Source organism: Streptomyces sp. NPDC048196 (assembly GCF_040652715.1).
Lineage (GTDB): Bacteria > Actinomycetota > Actinomycetes > Streptomycetales > Streptomycetaceae > Streptomyces > Streptomyces siderophoricus.
Map to the genome: position 1 here is coordinate 22,128 of NZ_JBEZMM010000060.1, position 18,724 is coordinate 40,851.

An 18,724-nucleotide genomic window follows, 5' to 3' on the forward strand; every position below is an offset into this window, starting at 1 on the left:
GAGCCCGAACCTACCCGTGAGACGGGCCGCGAGGAGCGGAATGCGGAAGTCGCGCGGCGGCGCATAGGAGAATTGATGGAACGGGTGCGGGAAGCGAATCGGTTCAGCGCCCTCCGGCCCCGGTGAAAAGGCGACGACGGAGCCATTCCGCCGCATCGGCCGGAGTGGCTGCCTCCGGAATTCCGGTCGGCGTCGGAGGGCGGCGTACGACCACGACCGGAATTCCCGCCTCGCGGGCCGCGGTCAATTTGGGGGCGGTGGCCGCCGCGCCGCTGTCCTTGGTGACGAGGACGTCGATGCGGTGGGTGTGGAGCAGTTCGCGCTCGCCCTCCAGGGTGAAGGGGCCGCGGTCGAGGAGCACCTCCATCCGGGGCGGGTGCGGGGGCTCGGGGGCGTCGACGGAGCGGACGAGGAACCAGAGGTCCGTGAGGTGGGAGAAGTGGGCCAGGCCCATGCGGCCGGTGGTGAGGAAGATGCGGGAGCCGAGGGTGGGGAGGAGCATGGCGGCGTCCTCCAGGGAGGGGACCTGGTGCCAGGTGTCGTCGGGGGCGGGTACCCAGCCGGGACGGCGGAGCGCCAGCAGGGGAACATGAGTGGTGGCGGCCGCCTGGGCCGCGTGGAAACTGATCGTGCCGGCGAAAGGATGGGTGGCGTCGATGAGCGCGTCCACCGCGTGCTCGCGCAGCCAGCGGGCGAGGCCGTCGGGGCCGCCGAAGCCGCCGATGCGGACCTCCCCGTCGGGCAGGCGCGGCGCCGCCACCCGGCCGGCCAGCGAGGTCGTCACACGCAGAGCCGGCTCGGCGGCCAGGGCGGCGGCCAGGCGGCGGGCCTCCGTGGTACCGCCGAGGATGAGTACGTGGCGTGGCGGGCGGGCTGCGTCGGGCATGGGATGTGGGTTCCTCCGTGGGTGAAGCGCAACGGCGGCAGGGTACGGGGCGGTCGGATGGCGGGACGCCCGAGGGCGGGCAGCAACCGGCCGCGAGCGGCAAGCAGGCCGCCGGGGGAGGGCAGCAGGCCGCCGCGGGAGGGCGGAGTGCGCAGCTTGCGCACACCGGGCTGCGGCCCGGGTGGACGACCGGTGCGTGTGCGACGGCGGCGAGCACGGCCGCGTACACCGCGCTGCTGACCGGCGAGTTCCCGGACCCGGTGACGATCACCCTGCCGAAGGGGCAGACGCCGTCGTTCGCGCTGGCGGTGGAGGAACTGGACGCCGGGGCCGGCAGCGCCATGGCCGGGGTGGTCAAGGACGCGGGGGACGATCCGGACGTGACGCACGGGGCGTTGGTCCGGGCGCGGGTGCGGGTGCTGTCGCCCGGGTCCGGCGTGGTGTTCAAGGCCGGGCCGGGCGTGGGGACCGTGACCCGTCCCGGGCTGCCGCTGGACGTCGGCGAGCCGGCGATCAACCCCGTACCGCGGCAGATGATGCGGGAGCACCTGACCGAGGTGGCCCGTCGGTACGGCGGCACCGCGGAACCCGGTGCGGAGCCCGGTTCGGGGTCCGGTTCGGGGTCCGGTGCGGAGCCCGGTGGGGAGCCCGACATCGAAGTTGAGATTTCCGTCGATCACGGGGAGGAGATCGCCCGTAGTACGTGGAACCCGCGGCTCGGCATCCTGGGCGGGCTGTCGATCCTGGGGACCACCGGGATCGTGGTCCCGTATTCGTGCTCGGCGTGGATCGATTCCATCCGGCGTGGGGTGGATGTGGCGCGTGCGGCGGGACGTACGCATGTGGCGGGGTGTACGGGATCGACGTCGGAGAAGGTCGCGGTCGCGCTGCACCACCTGCCCGAGGACGCCCTGCTGGACATGGGGGACTTCGCGGGGGCGGTGCTCAAGTACGTGCGGCGGCACCCGGTGGACCGGCTCACGATCTGCGGCGGGTTCGCCAAGCTGTCGAAACTGGCGGCCGGGCACCTGGATCTGCACTCGGCACGGTCCCAGGTGGACAAGGGGTTCCTCGCGGAGCTGGCCCGGCAGGGCGGGGCCGACGAGGCGCTGGCGGAGGCGGTGGCCGGGGCCAACACCGGCCTGGGCGCGCTGCAGTTGTGTACGGCGGCCGGGGTGCCACTGGGCGATCTGGTGGCGGCGAGGGCGCGGGACGAGTCGCTGGCCGTGCTGCGCGGGGCGCCGGTGGCCGTCGACGTGATCTGCATCGACCGGGCGGGGATGGTGGTGGGCCGGGCGGAGCCACGGGGGCCCGGGGGCAGCGGCCGGCGCCGCTGACGCCGGCCGGGGCCCGGGCCGGCGGCAGGCGCCGCTGACGGCGGACGGGGCCCCGCGGCACGCGCCCGTGAGCTTCAGTGCCTGGCGCGGAGGACGTCCTTGCGCCCCGCCTGGGCGGCGTCGCGGAAGCGGTAGCCCATGCGGTCCCCCACGCAGTCGGGGCCGTTGGTCAGGCTGCCCAGGGCCGTGCCGAGGGCGCAGGTGGCGAGGCGCAGCGGGCTGTCGCGCATCCAGTCCGTGCGGTACTGGCGCTCGCTGGTCCGGCGGCCGTTGGTCCGGCTGTAGTCGCGCAGGCCCGAGGTGTCGTGCGTCCGGGCCGCCGTGTCGGTGCTGCCGCCCACCGGTGCGGGGTCGGTCTTCGGCCGGGCGCCTGCCTGGTGGGCCGGGGTGTCGGCGACGGCGACGGTGCCGCCGGCGAGGGTGAGCAGGGCTGCGGCGGCGACGGATCCGGCGGCCAGTCTCGTGCGGGTGCGGGTGCGGGTGCGCATCGTGGGTGCTCCTTTGCTCGGGTGCCGCGGGCTTCCCTTGGTCCGCGCGTGTCCACGTTCCTTACCGGCCCCCGAGCGGCCGGTAACGGACATTCACCCCGATGCGGTCATATGATCAGTCAGACGCCCGAGTGGCCGGGGGCCTGACGCCTGATCAGCCGGCGTCGACGTCTGACTCAGCCTGCGTCGGAGGCCGTACGCCCGCCCGGGGCGGCCCCCGGCCCGCCGTCGCACGGCCCGTGCGGGCGTTCGCGATCCGCCGAGTACAGGTGGCTGTCGCGGAACTGCTCGGCGCCCAGCGTGCGGCCGACCATGATGACCGCCGTACGGACCACGCCCGCGGCCTTCACCTGATCCGCGATGTCGGCGAGGGTGCCGCGCAGGACGAGTTCGTCGGGGCGGGAGGCCATCGCGACGACCGCGGCCGGGCAGTCGGCGCCGTAGTGCGGCAGGAGTTCGGCGACGACCCGGTCGACGTACATCGCCGCGAGGTGGAGCACCAGCAGGGCACCGCTGCGCCCGAGGGTGGCGAGGTCCTCGCCCTCGGGCATCGGGGTGGCGCGCTGGGCGACGCGGGTGAGGATGACGGTCTGGCCGACGGTGGGCACGGTCAGTTCGCGCTTGAGCGCGGCGGCCGCGGCGGCGAACGCGGGGACGCCCGGCACCACCTCGTACGGCACGCCGGCCGCGTCCAGGCGGCGCATCTGCTCGGCGACGGCGCTGAAGACGGACGGGTCGCCGGAGTGCAGCCGGGCGACGTCGTGGCCCTCCTCGTGGGCGCGGACCATCTCGGCGGTGATGGTGTCGAGGTCCAGCTGCGCGGTGTCGATGAGGCGGGCGCCGGGCGGGCACTCGGCGAGCAGTTCGCGCGGCACCAGGCTGCCGGCGTAGAGACAGACCCCGCAGGAGGCGAGCGTGCGGGCGCCGCGGACGGTGATCAGGTCGGCGGCGCCGGGGCCGGCACCGATGAAGTGGACGGTCATGGTCGTTCGGTCTCCTGGGAGGCGGCGATACGGGGCGGCGGACGCTACGGGGGCGGGGGCGATACGGGGAGGGGGGCGATACGGGAGCGGGTGGCACCGGAGGGCGGGGTTACGGCCGGTCCTCCGGTGGTTTGACCGCCGACCACTGGGTCACCGGCATCGCCTGCCGCCAGCCCGTGAAGCCGCCGACCGGGGCGGCGTGGGCGACCGCCAGCCGGACCAGTTCGCCGCCGTGCCGCCGGTACCGGTCGGCGAGCAGCGCCTCGGACTCCAGCGTCACGGTGTTCGCGACGATCCGGCCGCCCGGTGGCAGCGCCTCCCAGCAGGCGTCCAACAGGCCGGGGGCGGTCAGCCCGCCGCCGATGAACACCGCGTCCGGGGTGGGGAGGCCGGCCAGCGCGGCGGGCGCGGGGCCCTGGACGACGCGCAGGGCCGGGACGCCGAGGGTGCGCGCGTTGCGGCCGATCCGCTCGGCCCGTACGGGGTCGCGTTCGACGCTGACGGCGCGGCAACTACGGTGCGCGCGCAGCCACTCGACGGCGATGGAGCCGGATCCGCCGCCGATGTCCCAGAGGAGTTCGCCGGGGGCGGGGGCCAGCGCGGCCAGGGTGGCGGCGCGGACGTGGCGCTTGGTGAGCTGGCCGTCGTGCTCGTAGGCGGTGTCGGGGAGGCCGGGGACGGTGGAGAGCGGCACGGTGCCGGGTTCCCGGGCGCAGTCGAGGGCGATGACGTTGAGCGGATCGCCGGGCGGTCGGTCCCAGTCGGCGGCCCGGCCCTCGGTCATCTGCTCCCGCTCGCCGCCGAGTTGCTCCAGTACGCGCATCCGGGTCGGCCCGAAACCGTGCGCGCGCAGGAGGGCGGCGACCTCGGCGGGGGTGCCGGCGCCGGCGGACAGGACGAGCAGCCGGTGGCCGTCGTACAGCGCGCGGGCCAGGTTCTCGACGGGCCGCCCGACGAGCGTGACGACCTCGGTGTCCTCGACCGGCCAGCCGAGGCGGGCGCACGCGTAGGAGACGGAGGAGGGGTGGGGCAGCACCCGGAGCCGGTGCCCTGCGCCGCTCTCCGCCAGGACCTCGGTCAGCGTCCGCCCGATCCCGTAGAACATCGGGTCACCGCTGGCCAGGACGCACACCCGGCGTCCGGCGTGCGCGGCGAGCAGCCCGGGGACGGCGGGGCGCAGCGGCGAGGGCCAGCTGACGCGCTCACCGGGGCACTCCCCTTCGGGCAGCAGCGCGAGCTGACGGGCGCCGCCGATGAGGACCTCGGCCGCCCGCAGCACCTGCTGCGCGGCCCCGGACAGGCCCGCCCAGCCGTCGGCTCCGACGCCGACGACGGTGAGGTGCTCGGAACCGGCCGGTGCGGATGGTGCGGGGCTCACTGCCGATTACCTCTTGCCTCTCGCCTCGGGACCTCAAGCGCGTGTCGTACGGGAGCGGAAACTCTACTGACCGGGGTGGGGCGGGCATGGGGCCGGGCCGGGCGGGCGGTCGGACCGGACGGTCGGCGTCCGTCGGCGCGGTCTCGCCAGCTGGCCGCCCCACCGCCCTGACCAGGCACGATACGCCGTTCGACGGTAATGACAACGGTCACCGGTGCAGCCTTTGGATCTTTTGTCGAAGTGCTGTTTGCTTCGCAAGGAGGGGACCGGAGGAAGGAGCGCCATGAGTGGTGACGCGCACAGCCACGGGCACGGCCACGGGCACGGGCACAGCCATGCGCACGGGGTGGCGCCGGACGCCGACCGGCGGTGGCTGCGGGCGGCGCTCGGGCTGCTCACCGCGTACATGGCGGTCGAGGTCGTCATCGGTGTGCTGGCCGGGTCGCTGGCGCTGATCTCGGACGCCGCCCACATGCTCACCGACGCGGTCTCGATCCTGCTGGCCCTGATCGCGATGCGGCTGGCGGCGCGGCCGGCGCGCGGCGGGTACACCTACGGGCTCAAGCGCGCCGAGATCCTGTCCGCGCAGGCCAACGGCATCACCCTGCTCCTGCTGTCGGTCTGGCTGGCGTACGAGGCGGTGCAGCGGCTGATCTCGCCGCCCGCGGTGGGCGGGGCGATGGTCCTGTGGACCGCGCTGTCCGGGATCGTGGTCAATCTGATCTGCACCTGGCTGCTGTCCAGGGCCAACCGCTCCAGCCTGAACGTCGAGGGCGCCTACCAGCACATCCTCACCGACCTGTTCGGCTTCGTGGCCACCGCGCTCTCCGGTCTCGTCGTCCTGACCACGGGCTTCGAGCGGGCCGACGCGATCGCCACGCTCGTCGTCGTGGCGCTGATGCTGCGGGCCGGTACGGGGCTGGTGCGGGAGTCCGGGCGGATCTTCATGGAGGCCGCGCCGGCCGGGCTGGACCCGGACGCGCTGGGCGACCGGCTGGTCTCCCAGGACGAGGTCGTCGAGGTGCATGACCTGCACATCTGGCAGATCACCTCCGGGCAGCCGGCGCTCTCCGCGCACATCCTGGTGGCCCCCGGCGGCGACTGCCACAAGGTGCGCCGCGGTCTGCAGGAGCTGCTGAGCGGCGAGTACCGCATCACGCACGCCACGCTCCAGGTCGATCACGTCGGGGAGCAGGCCGAAGCGGGCGAGGTGCTGACACTCGGCCCGCGGCCCGGCACCGGGTCACCGGCCGAGCCGCCCGCCGCCCCCGACCACTGCGCGGACGCCCACGGGCCGGTGCACCGGCCCGGGCCGCACCGGCACTGAAGCCCCCAGGTACCGCAGGCCCGCGGTCGCGCTGCGCCCTCACTCGGGTGAACCCGGAGCGGTGGCGGGCCGCATGACACCGGTCGCGGGCGGCGCGATGCTCCGATGGCGGCATGAGAACCGGCATGAGAACCGGCACGAGGGCCGCCGTCGTCTGCGCGCTGCTGTGCGCCGCCACGCTCCCCGGCCCGTCCGCCCTCGCGTACGCCCCGCAGGTCGCGCAGGCGCCGCCGGCCGTCTCCGTCACGGTCGCGGTGACGGACGGGACCGACGACGCCGAGGCCGGGCGGCGGCTCGACTACCGCGTGACCGTGCACAACCTGGGCACCGACGACGTCCACGGGGTCCGGATCGAGCAGCGGATGCCCGCGACCACGACCGCCGTGACCGCTCCCGACGGCGTCGTCGAGGGGCGCGGGACGGAGGAGCGGAAGGTCACCTGGCGCGCCGATCTGCCGGCGCACGACATCCAGGTGTTCACCGCCGAGGCCGTGCTCGGTGACCGTCCCGCCGGCGCCGCCACCGCCGCGCCCGGGACCCTGCGGGCCGCCGCCACCGCCTGTGTGTACCTGGGCGGTTCCTACGCGCCGGTGGCCTGCTCGGGCGATGTGGACGACCTGCCGGAGTCCCGGGCCGAGGACGCGGACGGCGGTGGCTGGGCGTGGTGGGCGATGGCCGCCGCAGTCGCGGCGCTGCTCGCGCCGGGGGCGGTGCGGGCGGTGCGCCGCCGGCGGGCGGCCGGCCCGGGCGCCACCGGCTGACCCACCCCGACGGCCGGGCCCCCGGCCGGGCTCACCCATTGGCACCGGTCCCGGTCGCGGGCGCCGGGCGTTCGCACTTGCCTGGAAGGTGGTCGCCGTGATCGCCGGGCAGGAAAGGACAGGACGCAATGCCAGCGAGCGCACCCGTACGCCTGGGCGGGCGGGTGACGGAGGGGGACGGGCCGCCGGCCGGAGCGCGGTGGCCGGGGCGGGCGCTGGCCGGCGGGGTGCTGCTGGTCGTGGGGGCGCTGCTGCTGCCGTTGAGCCTGGCCGCCACCTGGGCGCGGTACCGGCTGACCGAGACCGACGGCTATGTGGCGGCGGTGGCGCCGCTGGCCGGGAACGCCGCCGTGCAGCAGGCCGTGGTCGACGACGTGACGCACTCGGTGATGGCGCACGTCCGGATCGACGGGCTGCTGAAGGCCGTCAGCCCCGCCCGGCGGCCCGCGGTGCGCCGGCATTTCACCCGCGGCATCCGGGAGTTCGTGGCCAAGCAGGTGCGGCAGGTGGTCACCGGGCGCGGCTTCCCGGCGATGTGGAAGGGCGTGCACCGGTCCGCGCACCGGACGCTGGACGGCAGCCTCGCCGCGTCCGGCGACCCCCGTGCCCCGGTCACCCTCGATCTGACCCCCGTCGTCGAACGGGTCCGCCGCCAGGTGGCGCACAACGGCATGGGGCTGGACCTGCTCCGCCGGGTGCCGCGGTCCGGGGTGGAGATCGTGCTGCTCAAGGCCGCCGACGTACCGCGGATCCGGGCCGGCTACGAGGTCGCCCGCAGGGGGGCGCTGCTGCTGCCGCCGGCCGCCGCGCTGTGTCTGGGCGGCGGCCTGCTGCTGGTGCGGCGCCGGCGGCGGGCGCTGGTCTGTGCCGGTGCGGGCTGCGCGGCGGCCGCGGCCCTGCTGGCCGTGGCGCTGGCGCTGGTGCGCGGCCGCACGCTGGCGGCCCTGCCCGCGATGATCTCCCGGCCGGCCGCCGGCGCGTACGCCGATGCGCTCACCGGACCGCTGCGTACCGGGGTCTGGCTGCTGGTCGGCGCGGGGGCGCTCACCGCGGTGCTGGCCGCGGCGGGGCCGCCGGCGGTCCGGGCCTGGCGGAACCGGAGCTGATGCCCGGCCGGGTCGCTCAGACCGTCAGGACGGTCTTGCCCTGGGCGCGGCCGGTGCGGCTGGTCTCCAGGGCTTCGGGGGCCTCTTCGAGCGGGACCTCGCGGCCGACCAGGACCGTCAGCCGGCCCGCGTCCACGTGCCCGGCCAGGATCTCCAGGAGCTGCGGCGAGGGGCGGTTGACGAAGTTGAAACCGCGCAGGTTCTGTTCGGTCAGCTCGTCCGCGTCCGCCGAGCCGATCAGCGAGACGGCGGTGCCCCCGTCGCGTACGGTCCGGGTCAGCTCGGCGAACTCGGCGGGGCCGCCGGTCATGTCGATCAGCACGTCCACGCCGTCCGGGTGGGCCGCGAGGACCTGGTCGGCGACCGGGTCCGCGGTGTGGTCGACGGTCTCCGCGGCACCCAGCGTGCGCATCAGCTCCGCCTTGGCCGGGCGGGCGGTGGCGATCACCTCCGCGCCGCGGCCGGCCGCCAGCTGGGTGGCGAAGGTGCCGACGCCACCGGTCGCACCGACGATGAGGACCCGCTTGCCCTCGCTGATCCGGGTCTCCTCGACGAGGTTGTACGCGGTCATGCCGGCCGTCGGCAGCGCCGCGGAGGTCGCGTAGGTGACGCTGCGGGCGGCGTGCGCGATGCGGTTCTCGTCGGCGAGGGCCAGTTCGCAGTACGAGCCACCGCCCCGCTCCGGCCGCTGGAACTGGCCGAACACCGCGTCGCCGACGGTGAACCGCCGGACCCCGGTGCCGATCGCGAGCACCTCGCCGGCCCCGTCCGTGCCCAGCACCAGGGGGAAGGCCACCGGAACGGCGTCGCCGAACATGCCGTCGGCGATCTTCCAGTCGACGGGGTTGAGTCCGGCGGCGGCCAGCCGCACCAAGACCTCGCCCGGCCCTGGTTCGGGCTGCGGCAGATCCATGAGCTGCGGCTGTTCACCGAATGCGCTGACTGCTACGGCTCTCATCGTGGCGTTCCCTTCCACCCTTTCGACCGGTGGCCGGAGTGGATCGTAAGCACGCCGGTGCGGCCGGACGCGGCAGGAGGAGAGGCGGTGCGGCGGAAGCAACTCGTACGGCCCCCGGGCCATGCGCCCAGCCGGGCCGGGGCATGCCGCCAGCCGGGGATGGGCGGCGTTGCGGCGAAGGGCGTTCCCCTCGGAGGAAGGTGCCCCTCGGGTACACATGACGCCATGCGTGTTCTGGTGGTGGCGGCCGAGGGATATCTCGCGGAGATGATCGTGGCCGGCCTGCGCCGCGACGCGATCGCCGTGGACATCGCCCACGACGGCCGGGAGGCGCTGGCCAAGATGCGGCTCGGCGGGTACGACGTGGTCGTCCTGGACCACGAGCTGCCCGGTCTGCACGGTCTGCCCGGCGACGACATCTGCCGCTACGTCGTGGAACGGGGCCGACCGACCCGGATGCTGGTGCTCACCGCGTCCGGCACGGTCCACGACTGGGTGGAGGGCCGGGTGGAGGGTCTGGGCCTGGGCGCCGACGACTACCTCGGCAAGCCGTTCGGGCACGAGGAGTTGCTCGCCCGGGTGCTGGCGCTGGGCCGACGGGCCCGGCCCGCGCCGCCGCCGGTCATCATCGAGCGGGCCGGCGTCACCGTCGACACCGCCCGCCGGCTCGCGCTGCGCGACGGACGGCCGCTGCCGCTGTCCCGCCAGGAGTTCGGCGTGCTGGAGGTGCTGCTGCGCGCCCAGGGCACGGTGGTCAGCGGGGACGATCTGATCGAGGAGGTGTGGGAGGAGCACACCAGCTACCGCACCAACGCGGTCCAGGTCACGCTCAGCACGCTGCGCGCCAAGCTCGGCGACCCCCCGGTGATCGAAACCGTGCCGGGCGCCGGCTACCGACTGCGCGACCGGTGAAGCTGCCCGGCTGCCCGGCGGAGCACGGAGGCATGACCCGATTGCCCGCATGACGCGAAGGGGTGCGGGCAGCGGGATTCAATGGGCCAATGATCCGGTTCGAGTCCGTCACCAAGCAGTATCCCGACGGCACCACCGCCGTGGACGAGCTGTCCTTCGAGGTCGCGGAGGGCGAGCTGGTGACCCTCGTGGGGCCGTCCGGCTGCGGCAAGACCACGACCATGATGATGGTCAACCGGCTCATCGATCCCACCCGCGGACGGATCTTCGTCGACGGTGCGGACATCGCCGGCGTCGACCCCGTCCGGTTGCGCCGCCGGATCGGCTACGTCATCCAGCAGACCGGCCTCTTCCCACACCGCACCGTCCTCGACAACACCGCCACCGTGCCCTTCCTGACCGGCTGGAAGAAGGCCAAGGCACGGGCCCGGGCCGCCGAACTCCTGGACCTGGTGGGGCTGGACCCGGACGTCTACGGCCCGCGCTACCCCGACCAGCTCTCCGGCGGCCAGCGCCAGCGCGTCGGGGTGGCCCGGGCCCTCGCCGCCGATCCGCCCGTCCTGCTGATGGACGAGCCGTTCGGGGCGGTCGATCCGGTCGTCCGCGAGCGCCTCCAGAAGGAGTTCCTGCGGCTGCAGGCCACCATGCACAAGACGGTGCTGCTGGTCACCCACGACATCGAGGAGGCCATCCGGCTCGGCGACCGGATCGCGGTCTACGGGGCCGGCCGGATCGAGCAGTACGACACCCCCGCGAGCGTCCTGGGCGCCCCCGCCACCCCCTACGTCGCCGAATTCGTCGGCACCGACCGGGCGTTGAAGCAGCTGTCGGTCACCGGGATCGACCGCAGCGACCTCGAACGCCCGCCGTTCGCCCGCCTCGGTGAACCGGCGTCCGAGGCGGCGCGGCGGCTACGGGCCGAGGGCGCCCGGTGGGCGGTGGTGCTGGACGAGGACGGTGAACTGCACGGCTGGGTGGGCACCGAGGAACTGGCCGGCGCCGGGGGCACGGTCGCCGGGCACGCCCGGCGGATGGAGGCATGGGTGCCGTTCACCGGCACGTTGAAGGCCGCGTTCAGCGAGATGCTCAAGCACGATGCCGGCTGGATCGCGGTCCTGGACGGCCACCGCTTCCTCGGCGTCCTCACCCCGACCAAATTGCACGAAGCGCTGCGCCGCACCATCGACTCGGACGAGCGGGGGGTGCCGCGGGACCGGGCGCGGGTGGACTCGGTACCGACGCAGTGAGGCACGATCACGAGCGTTCCCGGCCGGCTGTTTCACGTGAAACGCCGCGGTCGCGAAGAGGGCGCTGGTTTCACGTGAAACACACAGCCATTACCGGCCGCTGCCCATCGCCCACCGCCCGCCTCAGCCCTTCGGCAGCAGCCCCTTCTCCCGCAGGTAGTTGCGCGCCACATCCGCCGGCAACCGTCGCCAGCTGTCCACCTGCTCATTGAGATGCGCCAGGTCAGCCGTGGTCAGGACCGTGTTGAGGCGGTTGAGCGCGGCGGCCGGCCGGGCGCTGCCCGCGCGGGCCCGGTTGACGACGGGCAGCACGTAATCGGCGTTCTGCAGCTTCTTGTCGTCGGCGAGCAGCACCAGCCCGAACTGGCCCAGGGTCGCATCGGTGGTGGTGGTCAGCACCATCTGGTCCTGCCCGTTCTGCACGGCCTGCTTGGCGGGGGTGGTGCCGACGCCCTTGGGGTCGATGGCGGTGAGGTTGATCCCGTACGTCTTCCGCAACCCCGGGGCGCAGAACGGCCGTTGTACGCATTCCTCGCCCGCCGCGAGGCGCACCGGCAGTTTGGCGCGGCCCAGGTCGCTGAGGGTCTTGAGGTGGTGGGTGCGGGCGTACGCGGCGCTCACCGCGAACGCGTTCTGGTCCACGGCCCGGCCGGGCGGCAGCACGGTCAGCCCGCGGGGCCCGGCCAGCCGGCGCAGCGCCCGCAGCGTCGCACCGAGGTCGGGAGAGGCGACCGGGGGCGCCGCGGAGCCGCGCTCCTTGGCGTTGAGCCAGTCCGCGAAGGTGGCCGCGTACTCGGGCACCACGTCGATCTGCCCGGCCTCCAGCGCCGGTTCGTACAGTTCGCGGTTGCCGACGGTGAGGACGTGGGTGCGGTATCCGGCGTGGTCGAGCAGCGCGGCGTACATCTGGGCGAGCAGCTCGCTCTCGGTGAAGCCGGCCGAGCCGATCGCCAGATCGCGGCTGTCCCCGGGCGGGGCGGTGATCCGGGAACGGGTCTCCAGTGAGGGGCCGGTGCCGCAGCCGGCGAGCACCGGCAGCGCGATCAGGCCCAGCGCCACGAGGGCGGCGGCCGCCCCGGCCCTCACCGGCCCCGCCCCCGCGCCCAGCCGCCCGGCGCATACCGTTCGACCAGCTCGAACCCGGCCTCCATCAGCAGGGCGAACACCGCGACCAGCACCGCACCGGCGACCACCTGCGGGGTGCTGGCGAGGCTGAACCCGGCGGTGATGATCCGGCCGAGGCCGCCGCCGCCCACCAACGCGGCGAGCGTGGCGGTCGCGACGAGCTGGACCGCGGCGATCCGCACGCCGGTCAGGACGAGCGGGAAGGCGAGCGGCACCTCGACCCGCCACACCAGCTGCGCCCCGGTCATCCCCATGCCTCGCGCGGCCCGCACCACGTCCCGGTCCACGTCGCGCATTCCGACGTACGCATTGGTCAGCAGCGGCGGAACGGCGAACAGCACCAGCGCGATGATCGTCGGCCACTGCCCGTGCCGGCCGACGGGAGTGAGCAGCAACAGGACCAGCACGGCGAAGGTCGGGACGGCGCGGCCGACGTTGGCGAGATTGACGGCCAGCGCCCCGCCGCGCCCGAGATGACCGAGGGTCAGCGCGACCGGCAGCGCGATCAGCGCGCTGATGAACAGGCAGGAGACGGTGAGGACGAGATGCTGGACGAGGCGGTGCCAGACGCCGTTCTCCCCGGCCCAGTTGGCGCCGGTGGTCAGCCAGTCCCAGACCGCGGAGAGTGTGCTCATGCCCGCCGCCCCGATGCCGCCGCGACCGGCTGCTCGCGCCCGACGGCGGGGCGGCCCCGCCACCGTGCCCGCCGTCCCCGCGCCGTACGGCTCGCCCGCCGCCAGGGCGTGAGCAGCCGCTCCGCGCCGAGCAGCAGCAGGTCGAAGACGATCGCGATGAGGACGCACAGCACGGACGCGGTGAGCACCTGCGCCTTGAAGAAGGAGTTCATCCCGGCGTAGATGAGGTTGCCCAGCCCGCCGTAGCCGACGATCGCGCCGACGGTGGTGAGCGCCACCGCCGAGACCGTCGCGATCCGCAGCCCGGCCATCGCCGCGGGGACGGCCAGCGGCAGTTCGACGGTGAGCAGTTGGCGCAGCGGACCGTAGCCCATGCCGCGGGCGGCGTCCCTGGCCTCGGCCGGTACGCCGTTCAGCCCGGCCAGGAGGTTCCGCACGAGCAGGGTGAGCGAGTACAGGGCCAGCCCAACCACGACGAGCGTGGCGGACAGCCCGTAGACCGGCAGCAGCAACGAGAACATCGCCAGCGACGGGATCGTGTAGAGGACCGTGGTCACCCCGAGGACCGGCCCGACCGTCCAGCGCCAGCGCCGGGCCAGCAGCGCCAGCGGCACCGCGAGCAGCAGCCCGAGCGCCACCGAGACGACGGTCAACTGGACGTGCTGGAGGACCGCGTCGAGCAGGATCTGCCGGCGGGTGGACAGGTAGTCGCCGCAGATCCACTCGTTACGGGCCAGACAGTCGTCCGGCGGCGGTGCGGTCACGGTAGAAGTCCACCCCGGCGGGGTCGGGGTGTCGCGGCGGACGCGTCCGATCGTGCCCTGCTCTTGCCCTGGGGGCCGTACCCGCGCCTCTCTCCACCCCATGTATACATCGAGTGTGTACTGCGTGTGTATAGTCCGGGAGGTGCGGCGGCCCCCGCAACCGGGCTGCCCCGTACGCCCCCCGTCCGCAGCACGAGCACCCCGAGAGAGCCCCGTATGCCGAAGCACTTCCGCACCACCGGCCGCAGGCGCCGCACCTCCATAGCCGGGCTGCTGACGGCGGCCTCCCTGGCCCTCGCCGTCAGCGGCTGCGCCTCGTACGACGTGACCGCCCCGGCCGACGCCCGCGCCGACGCGACGGGCAGCGCGACCGGGGCGAAGAACGGGAAGGGAAAGGCCCAGGAGGGCGCCGGCCAGGACGTCGACTGCCGTAAGGCCAAGTGCGTCGCGCTCACCTTCGACGCGGGCCCCAGCGAGAACACCAACCGCCTGCTGGACATCCTGAAGAAGGAGAAGGTGCACGCGACCTTCTTCATGCTCGGCAAGAACCACATCGCGAAGCGCCCCGCCGAGGTACGGCGGATCGACGCCGAGGGCCACGAACTGGCCAACCACACCTGGTCGCACCAGATCCTCACCGAGATCGAGCCCACCGAGGCCAAGCGCGAGCTCTCCCGGGTCCAGGACGCGGTCCGCAAGATCACCGGAAAGACGCCCACGCTGATGCGCCCGCCGCAGGGCCGCACCGACGACAAGGTCTCCGAGATCAGCAAGGGACTCGGACTGGCCCAGGTCCTCTGGAGCGTGACCGCCAAGGACTACGAGACCAACGACTCGGCGCTGATCACCAAGCGGGTGCTGGAACAGACCGAACGCGACGGCATCATCCTGCTGCACGACATCTACCGGGGCACGGTCCCGGCCGTCCCGGGCATCCTCAAGGAGCTCAAGAAGCGCGGCTACACGATCGTCACGGTCTCCCAGCTGCTCTCCCCGGCGAAGCCGGAGCCGGGGATGGTGTACCGGCCGTAGTGGCAAAGGCCGTTACCGGCGCGGGGGCGCCGGCCCGCCCGGGAACGCCGTGAGCCCGGCCCCGAGGAGGGGCCGGGCTCACGGCTACAGCTCTGACCACCCGCGTTGTCCGGCGGGTCCGGGCTCGCTCAGCCCTGCGGCCGCTCGGCCTCCACCCGCCGACGGCCCTTGTCATCGGCCGCCCCAGGGGCCTTGGCCGGCCCGGTCGGCTTCGCCGGGGCGCCGCCCTGGCCCACCTTGGCGCCCGGCTTGCGCTGCGCCGGCAGCGGCACGGTGTCCTGCGGGAACGTCAGCTGCTGGCTCTGCCACTCAAGGGCCGGGACCACCTCGCGCCGCCAGGTCGTGAACTGGTGGCTGCCCTGCGGCAGGATGATCGAGTCCACCGTCATCGGGGCCTTGACCGCGTGGATGAACTGCATGGTGGCGCCGTAATCGGCCTCGCCCTTACGGCTGCTGGCGACCAGCGTGGAGACCTGCGGCGCGGGCAGGTTCTTCAGCCGCCACAGCAGATCGTGCTCGCGCTCGCGCTGGGCACCTTCCGGGCCGGCGCCGAACAGGCTGCCGGTGGTCAGGTCGTCCTTGATCGCGTAGTCGCCCGAGAGCGAGACCGCCGAGGTGTACACCTTCGGGTTGCGCATCGCCAGCTGCAGCGAGCACGTACCACCCGACGAGTACCCGAACGCGCCCCAGGCGCTGGGGTCATGACCCACCCGGTACGTCGCCTTCATCGCGTCCGGCAGGTCCTTGGTGAAGAACGTCTCCGCCTGCGGCCCGCCCGGCACGTCCACGCACTCGGTGTCGCGCGGCGGTGCGATCGTCGGCCGCACCATCACGATCACGGTCGGCTGCATCCGTCCCTGCGCGATCAGCCGGCCGGCGTTCTGCGGAACCTGCAGATGCTGCGCGAGGTTCATGATCCCGCCCGGGTAGCCGCTGATGACGACCATGACGGGGAACCGCTGCCGGCGGTACTGCTGCTGGAAGTACTGCGGCGGCAGATAGACGAAGCCGGGGTTGATGGCCCGCGTACGGCGGCCGATGATCCGCACGGACTCGATCTTGCCGACCCGGTTGGCGGGCCCCTTGGGCAGGCCGGTCACCCGGTCCAGCCCCTGGGGGCCGGCCGGCTGGATCAGCCCGCCCTTCATGTTCCCGACCGACGCGTACTGCCCGCCGCCCTGGCTCACGGCCACCGGCGGCGCCTTCTCGTTGTTGCCCAGCAACTCGTCCCAGTTGCCGTAGAACTCGAAGTTCGTATTCACGGCGAGCGCGAGCGCGCACACGATGGACACCTGGGTGACCACGATGGCGCCCAGCCGGCCCAGGACGGGTCCGATCCCGCGCCGCGACAGCCGGGGCCACAGCCACACCGTGGCGGCCACGCAGGCAACCGCCAGCACGATCACCGTGTATTCGAGCGACTGACTGGTCAGCCCCATGCGCCCACATCTCCCGTCACCCTCGGAAGGGTTCTTGCCTTCTTACGGCCGCCTAAGGCACAACGGGCGGCTCCGGACAATGGTCACCGGAGAAGACGGGCACACCTGCGCATCGGATACCTGAACGACTCAGTTCTTACTTACCTCTTGCCACATCGTTTCCGCGGCGTGATGTGCGAGCGCCCCCGAAGGGCTCCCGGAACCCCTCACACCCGCACAGGTCCAGACCAACTCCACAACTCCCCTTCCCACGCGGCCTCCACGCTCCGTCCCCGAGACCTGCCGTCACGGATGTGATATCCCGGCGCCGTGCCCCCGCGATGTCACGCCGGCCCCGGCCGAAACCCGACCCGACACCGGATCGCCCTGGATGGCCCCCGGATAGCCCACGGATGGCCCACCACACGAGCCGCGGGGTCCCACGATGAGGCCGCTCCCGGCCGCTACGCTTACGTATCCGTCCTGGTCAGGGACATGTCCGTGCTTCACGGACATACGCCGCACCGCACCCACCACACGCAAGAGAGGTTCGCCGATGGGCATTCGGAGTCTGCTGCGCAACGCTTTCGGTCGCTCCAAGGCGACCCGTGAAGAAACCGGCGCGGCACAGAACAGCGCCGCCCCGGAATCCGCGACCATCCCCGAGGCCCGCGAGGAGTCCACCCCGGCCGCGCCCGCCACGTCCCCCAAGCCGTCCGACAAGCCGGCCGGTAAGCCTGCCGAGGCCGAGGTCCCGGCCGCCCGCACGGCACCCGGGGAGCACCCGAGCCCCGAGCCGGCCCCGACGCCCACCCTGCCCGCCCAGGGCTCCCCGGTGGACCGCGCGGAGGCGCCCGTACGGGAGAACGAGGCAGCGCCCCGGGCCGAGGACGACGACAAGGCCGAGGCGCACGCCCCCGAGGCGGACGCCACCGCGCCCGACACCGCCGCCTCCGACCTCGTGAGCCAGGCTTTCGACAACCCGACCCCGGCCACCAAGCCGGAGCCGCAGGCGACCTCTGAGGCCGAGGACACCCCTGAGGTGGAGGCCACCGCTGAGGCGGAGGTGATCGCTGAGGCGGAGGTGATCGCTGAGGCGAAGGCGACCCCTGAGGTGGAGGCGATCGCCGAACCGGTGGCCTCGGTGGACGCCGGGACCGTGGCGTCCGAGGCGGAGGCCGACGAGCCGGCGGAGGCGGAGGCTGAGGCCAAGTCCGAGGCGGAGGCTGAGGCCGAGCCGACGACCAAGGCCGAGCCGGAGCCGGTGAGCGAGGTGACGCCGGAGCCGGTGCAGGACGCGACGCCGGAGCCGGCAGCCGAAACCCCGGCAGTCGAGCCCGACCCCGAGGCCAAGCCCGTCCCCGAGGCCGAGGCCACCCCGAAGGCGGAGGACGCGACGGAGGCGGAGGACGCGACCGACGTCGAGCCCGCCCCCAAGGCAGAGGACGCCCCGGAGGCCGAAGCGGCGCCCGAGGCCGAAGCGGCACCGAAGGCTGAAGCTGCGCCGGAGCCGGAGGCCGCGACCGTTCCGGAGGCGAAGGGAGTTCCGGAGGCGAAGGGAGTTCCCGCCGGCCTCCGCCCCCTCCACGCCGCCGCCGGCGCCACCCTGGAGAAGCACGGCCTCACCGCCCAGCGCGCCGTCGTCTACCTCGTCCTCGACCGCTCCGGCTCGATGCGCAACTACTACAAGGACGGCACGGTCCAGAACCTCGCCGAACAGGCCCTCGCCCTCTCCGCGCACTTCGACGACGAGCCCACCGTGCCCGTCGTCTTCTTCTCCACCGACATCGACGGCACCGCCGATCTGGACCTCACCAACTACGAGGGCCGCATCGAGGAACTGCACGCCGGCCTCGGCCACATGGGGCGTACGAACTACCACTGGGCCGTCAACGCCGTCGTCGACCACTACAAGAAGTCCGGTACCACCGCCCCGGCCTTCGTCATCTTCCAGACCGACGGCGCCCCGACCTCCAAGCCGGCCGCCGAAAAGGCACTCTGCGAAGCGGCGAAGCTGCCCATCTTCTGGCAGTTCATCGGCTTCGGCGACCCGGAGGCCAAGGGCTTCGACTTCCTCCGCAAGCTCGACGACCTGACCGTTCCGGAAAAGCGCGCGGTCGACAACGCTGGCTTCTTCCACGCCGGCCGCGACCCCCGCAGCCTCTCCCACGACGAGCTCTACCAGCAGCTGATGGTCGAGTTCCCCGAGTGGCTCACCGAGGCCCGTACCGCCAAGGTCCTCAAGGACGACTGACCCGTCCCTGTCCCCGTCCCCCTCACCCCCTCCGGCCCTGTTCCAGAAGCTCACCCACCGCTCCCGGGTCCTTACGGGCGGGGTGAAGCCGCGCGACGAGCGGGTGTCGTCGG

Annotated in this window: 17 protein-coding genes; 8 read left to right on the plus strand and 9 right to left on the minus strand. The window is 73.6% G+C overall.

The features are described from left to right. Positions 1 to 103 precede the first annotated feature (103 nt). A complete protein-coding gene (locus AB0E02_RS34385; RefSeq protein ID WP_362147055.1) occupies positions 104 to 886 on the minus strand; it encodes a cobalt-precorrin-6A reductase in 783 nt (260 codons plus the stop codon). Positions 887 to 1,056: 170 nt separating this feature from the next. Between AB0E02_RS34385 and AB0E02_RS34390 the strand changes: the two genes are divergently transcribed. Further along, positions 1,057 to 2,223 carry a cobalt-precorrin-5B (C(1))-methyltransferase gene (locus AB0E02_RS34390; protein ID WP_362147104.1) on the plus strand — a complete coding sequence of 389 codons (1,167 nt, stop codon included), beginning with the start codon at positions 1,057 to 1,059 and terminating at the stop codon, positions 2,221 to 2,223. Between the two features lie 74 nt (positions 2,224 to 2,297). Here the strand turns inward: AB0E02_RS34390 and AB0E02_RS34395 are convergent, their stop codons facing one another. The 3 genes from AB0E02_RS34395 to cbiE form a co-directional block, all read right to left on the minus strand. Beyond that, positions 2,298 to 2,711, minus strand: coding sequence for a hypothetical protein (locus AB0E02_RS34395; RefSeq protein ID WP_362147058.1), 414 nt, complete (start codon positions 2,709 to 2,711; stop codon positions 2,298 to 2,300). A gap of 176 nt (positions 2,712 to 2,887) precedes the next feature. Further along, positions 2,888 to 3,694, minus strand: a complete 807-nt coding sequence (gene cobM, locus AB0E02_RS34400; RefSeq protein ID WP_362147060.1) for a precorrin-4 C(11)-methyltransferase — start codon at positions 3,692 to 3,694, stop codon at positions 2,888 to 2,890. A 109-nt stretch (positions 3,695 to 3,803) separates the two neighbouring features. Then, a complete protein-coding gene (gene cbiE, locus AB0E02_RS34405) occupies positions 3,804 to 5,072 on the minus strand; it encodes a precorrin-6y C5,15-methyltransferase (decarboxylating) subunit CbiE (RefSeq protein ID WP_362147062.1) in 1,269 nt (422 codons plus the stop codon). A gap of 283 nt (positions 5,073 to 5,355) precedes the next feature. On the opposite strand from cbiE, the gene AB0E02_RS34410 reads away from it, so the two are divergent. The 3 genes from AB0E02_RS34410 (at position 5,356) to AB0E02_RS34420 (ending at position 8,266) form a co-directional block, all read left to right on the plus strand. Then, complete coding sequence (locus AB0E02_RS34410) at positions 5,356 to 6,399, plus strand: cation diffusion facilitator family transporter (protein WP_362147064.1); 1,044 nt, start codon at positions 5,356 to 5,358, stop codon at positions 6,397 to 6,399. A gap of 125 nt (positions 6,400 to 6,524) precedes the next feature. Continuing rightward, positions 6,525 to 7,160 (plus strand): hypothetical protein, encoded by a 636-nt coding sequence (locus AB0E02_RS34415; RefSeq protein ID WP_362147067.1) that lies wholly within the window; start codon positions 6,525 to 6,527, stop codon positions 7,158 to 7,160. Between the two features lie 128 nt (positions 7,161 to 7,288). After that, a complete protein-coding gene (locus AB0E02_RS34420; protein ID WP_362147070.1) occupies positions 7,289 to 8,266 on the plus strand; it encodes a hypothetical protein in 978 nt (325 codons plus the stop codon). 16 nt (positions 8,267 to 8,282) lie between these two features. On the opposite strand, the gene AB0E02_RS34425 is transcribed toward AB0E02_RS34420, so the two are convergent. Then, positions 8,283 to 9,224, minus strand: a complete 942-nt coding sequence (locus AB0E02_RS34425; RefSeq protein ID WP_362147073.1) for an NADP-dependent oxidoreductase — start codon at positions 9,222 to 9,224, stop codon at positions 8,283 to 8,285. A gap of 225 nt (positions 9,225 to 9,449) precedes the next feature. Here AB0E02_RS34425 and AB0E02_RS34430 point away from each other — a divergent pair, with 225 nt between their 5' ends. Beyond that, positions 9,450 to 10,136 (plus strand): response regulator transcription factor, encoded by a 687-nt coding sequence (locus AB0E02_RS34430; RefSeq protein WP_362147076.1) that lies wholly within the window; start codon positions 9,450 to 9,452, stop codon positions 10,134 to 10,136. A gap of 89 nt (positions 10,137 to 10,225) precedes the next feature. After that, entirely contained in the window at positions 10,226 to 11,383 is a 1,158-nt protein-coding gene (locus AB0E02_RS34435; RefSeq protein WP_362147079.1) for a betaine/proline/choline family ABC transporter ATP-binding protein, read from the plus strand. Positions 11,384 to 11,506: 123 nt separating this feature from the next. Here AB0E02_RS34435 and AB0E02_RS34440 read toward each other — a convergent pair whose 3' ends face one another. From AB0E02_RS34440 to AB0E02_RS34450, 3 genes are read right to left on the minus strand one after another with little or no spacing between them, the layout of a single operon-like run. Next, complete coding sequence (locus AB0E02_RS34440; protein ID WP_362147107.1) at positions 11,507 to 12,442, minus strand: ABC transporter substrate-binding protein; 936 nt, start codon at positions 12,440 to 12,442, stop codon at positions 11,507 to 11,509. 23 nt (positions 12,443 to 12,465) lie between these two features. Then, positions 12,466 to 13,143: an ABC transporter permease subunit gene (locus AB0E02_RS34445; RefSeq protein WP_362147083.1), complete on the minus strand. Its 678-nt coding sequence runs from the start codon at positions 13,141 to 13,143 to the stop codon at positions 12,466 to 12,468. Beyond that, complete coding sequence (locus tag AB0E02_RS34450) at positions 13,140 to 13,907, minus strand: ABC transporter permease (RefSeq protein ID WP_362147086.1); 768 nt, start codon at positions 13,905 to 13,907, stop codon at positions 13,140 to 13,142. The genes AB0E02_RS34445 and AB0E02_RS34450 overlap by 4 nt, the downstream gene beginning before the upstream one ends. Before the next feature lie 216 nt (positions 13,908 to 14,123). On the opposite strand from AB0E02_RS34450, the gene AB0E02_RS34455 reads away from it, so the two are divergent. Next, the gene (locus tag AB0E02_RS34455; protein WP_362147089.1) at positions 14,124 to 14,939 is read left to right on the plus strand and encodes a polysaccharide deacetylase family protein; all 816 of its coding nucleotides are present in this window, start codon (positions 14,124 to 14,126) and stop codon (positions 14,937 to 14,939) included. Positions 14,940 to 15,067: 128 nt separating this feature from the next. Here the strand turns inward: AB0E02_RS34455 and AB0E02_RS34460 are convergent, their stop codons facing one another. Next, a complete protein-coding gene (locus tag AB0E02_RS34460) occupies positions 15,068 to 16,378 on the minus strand; it encodes an alpha/beta hydrolase-fold protein (protein ID WP_362147092.1) in 1,311 nt (436 codons plus the stop codon). Between the two features lie 535 nt (positions 16,379 to 16,913). Between AB0E02_RS34460 and AB0E02_RS34465 the strand changes: the two genes are divergently transcribed. Beyond that, positions 16,914 to 18,611: a VWA domain-containing protein gene (locus tag AB0E02_RS34465; protein ID WP_362147095.1), complete on the plus strand. Its 1,698-nt coding sequence runs from the start codon at positions 16,914 to 16,916 to the stop codon at positions 18,609 to 18,611. Positions 18,612 to 18,724: the final 113 nt, after the last annotated feature.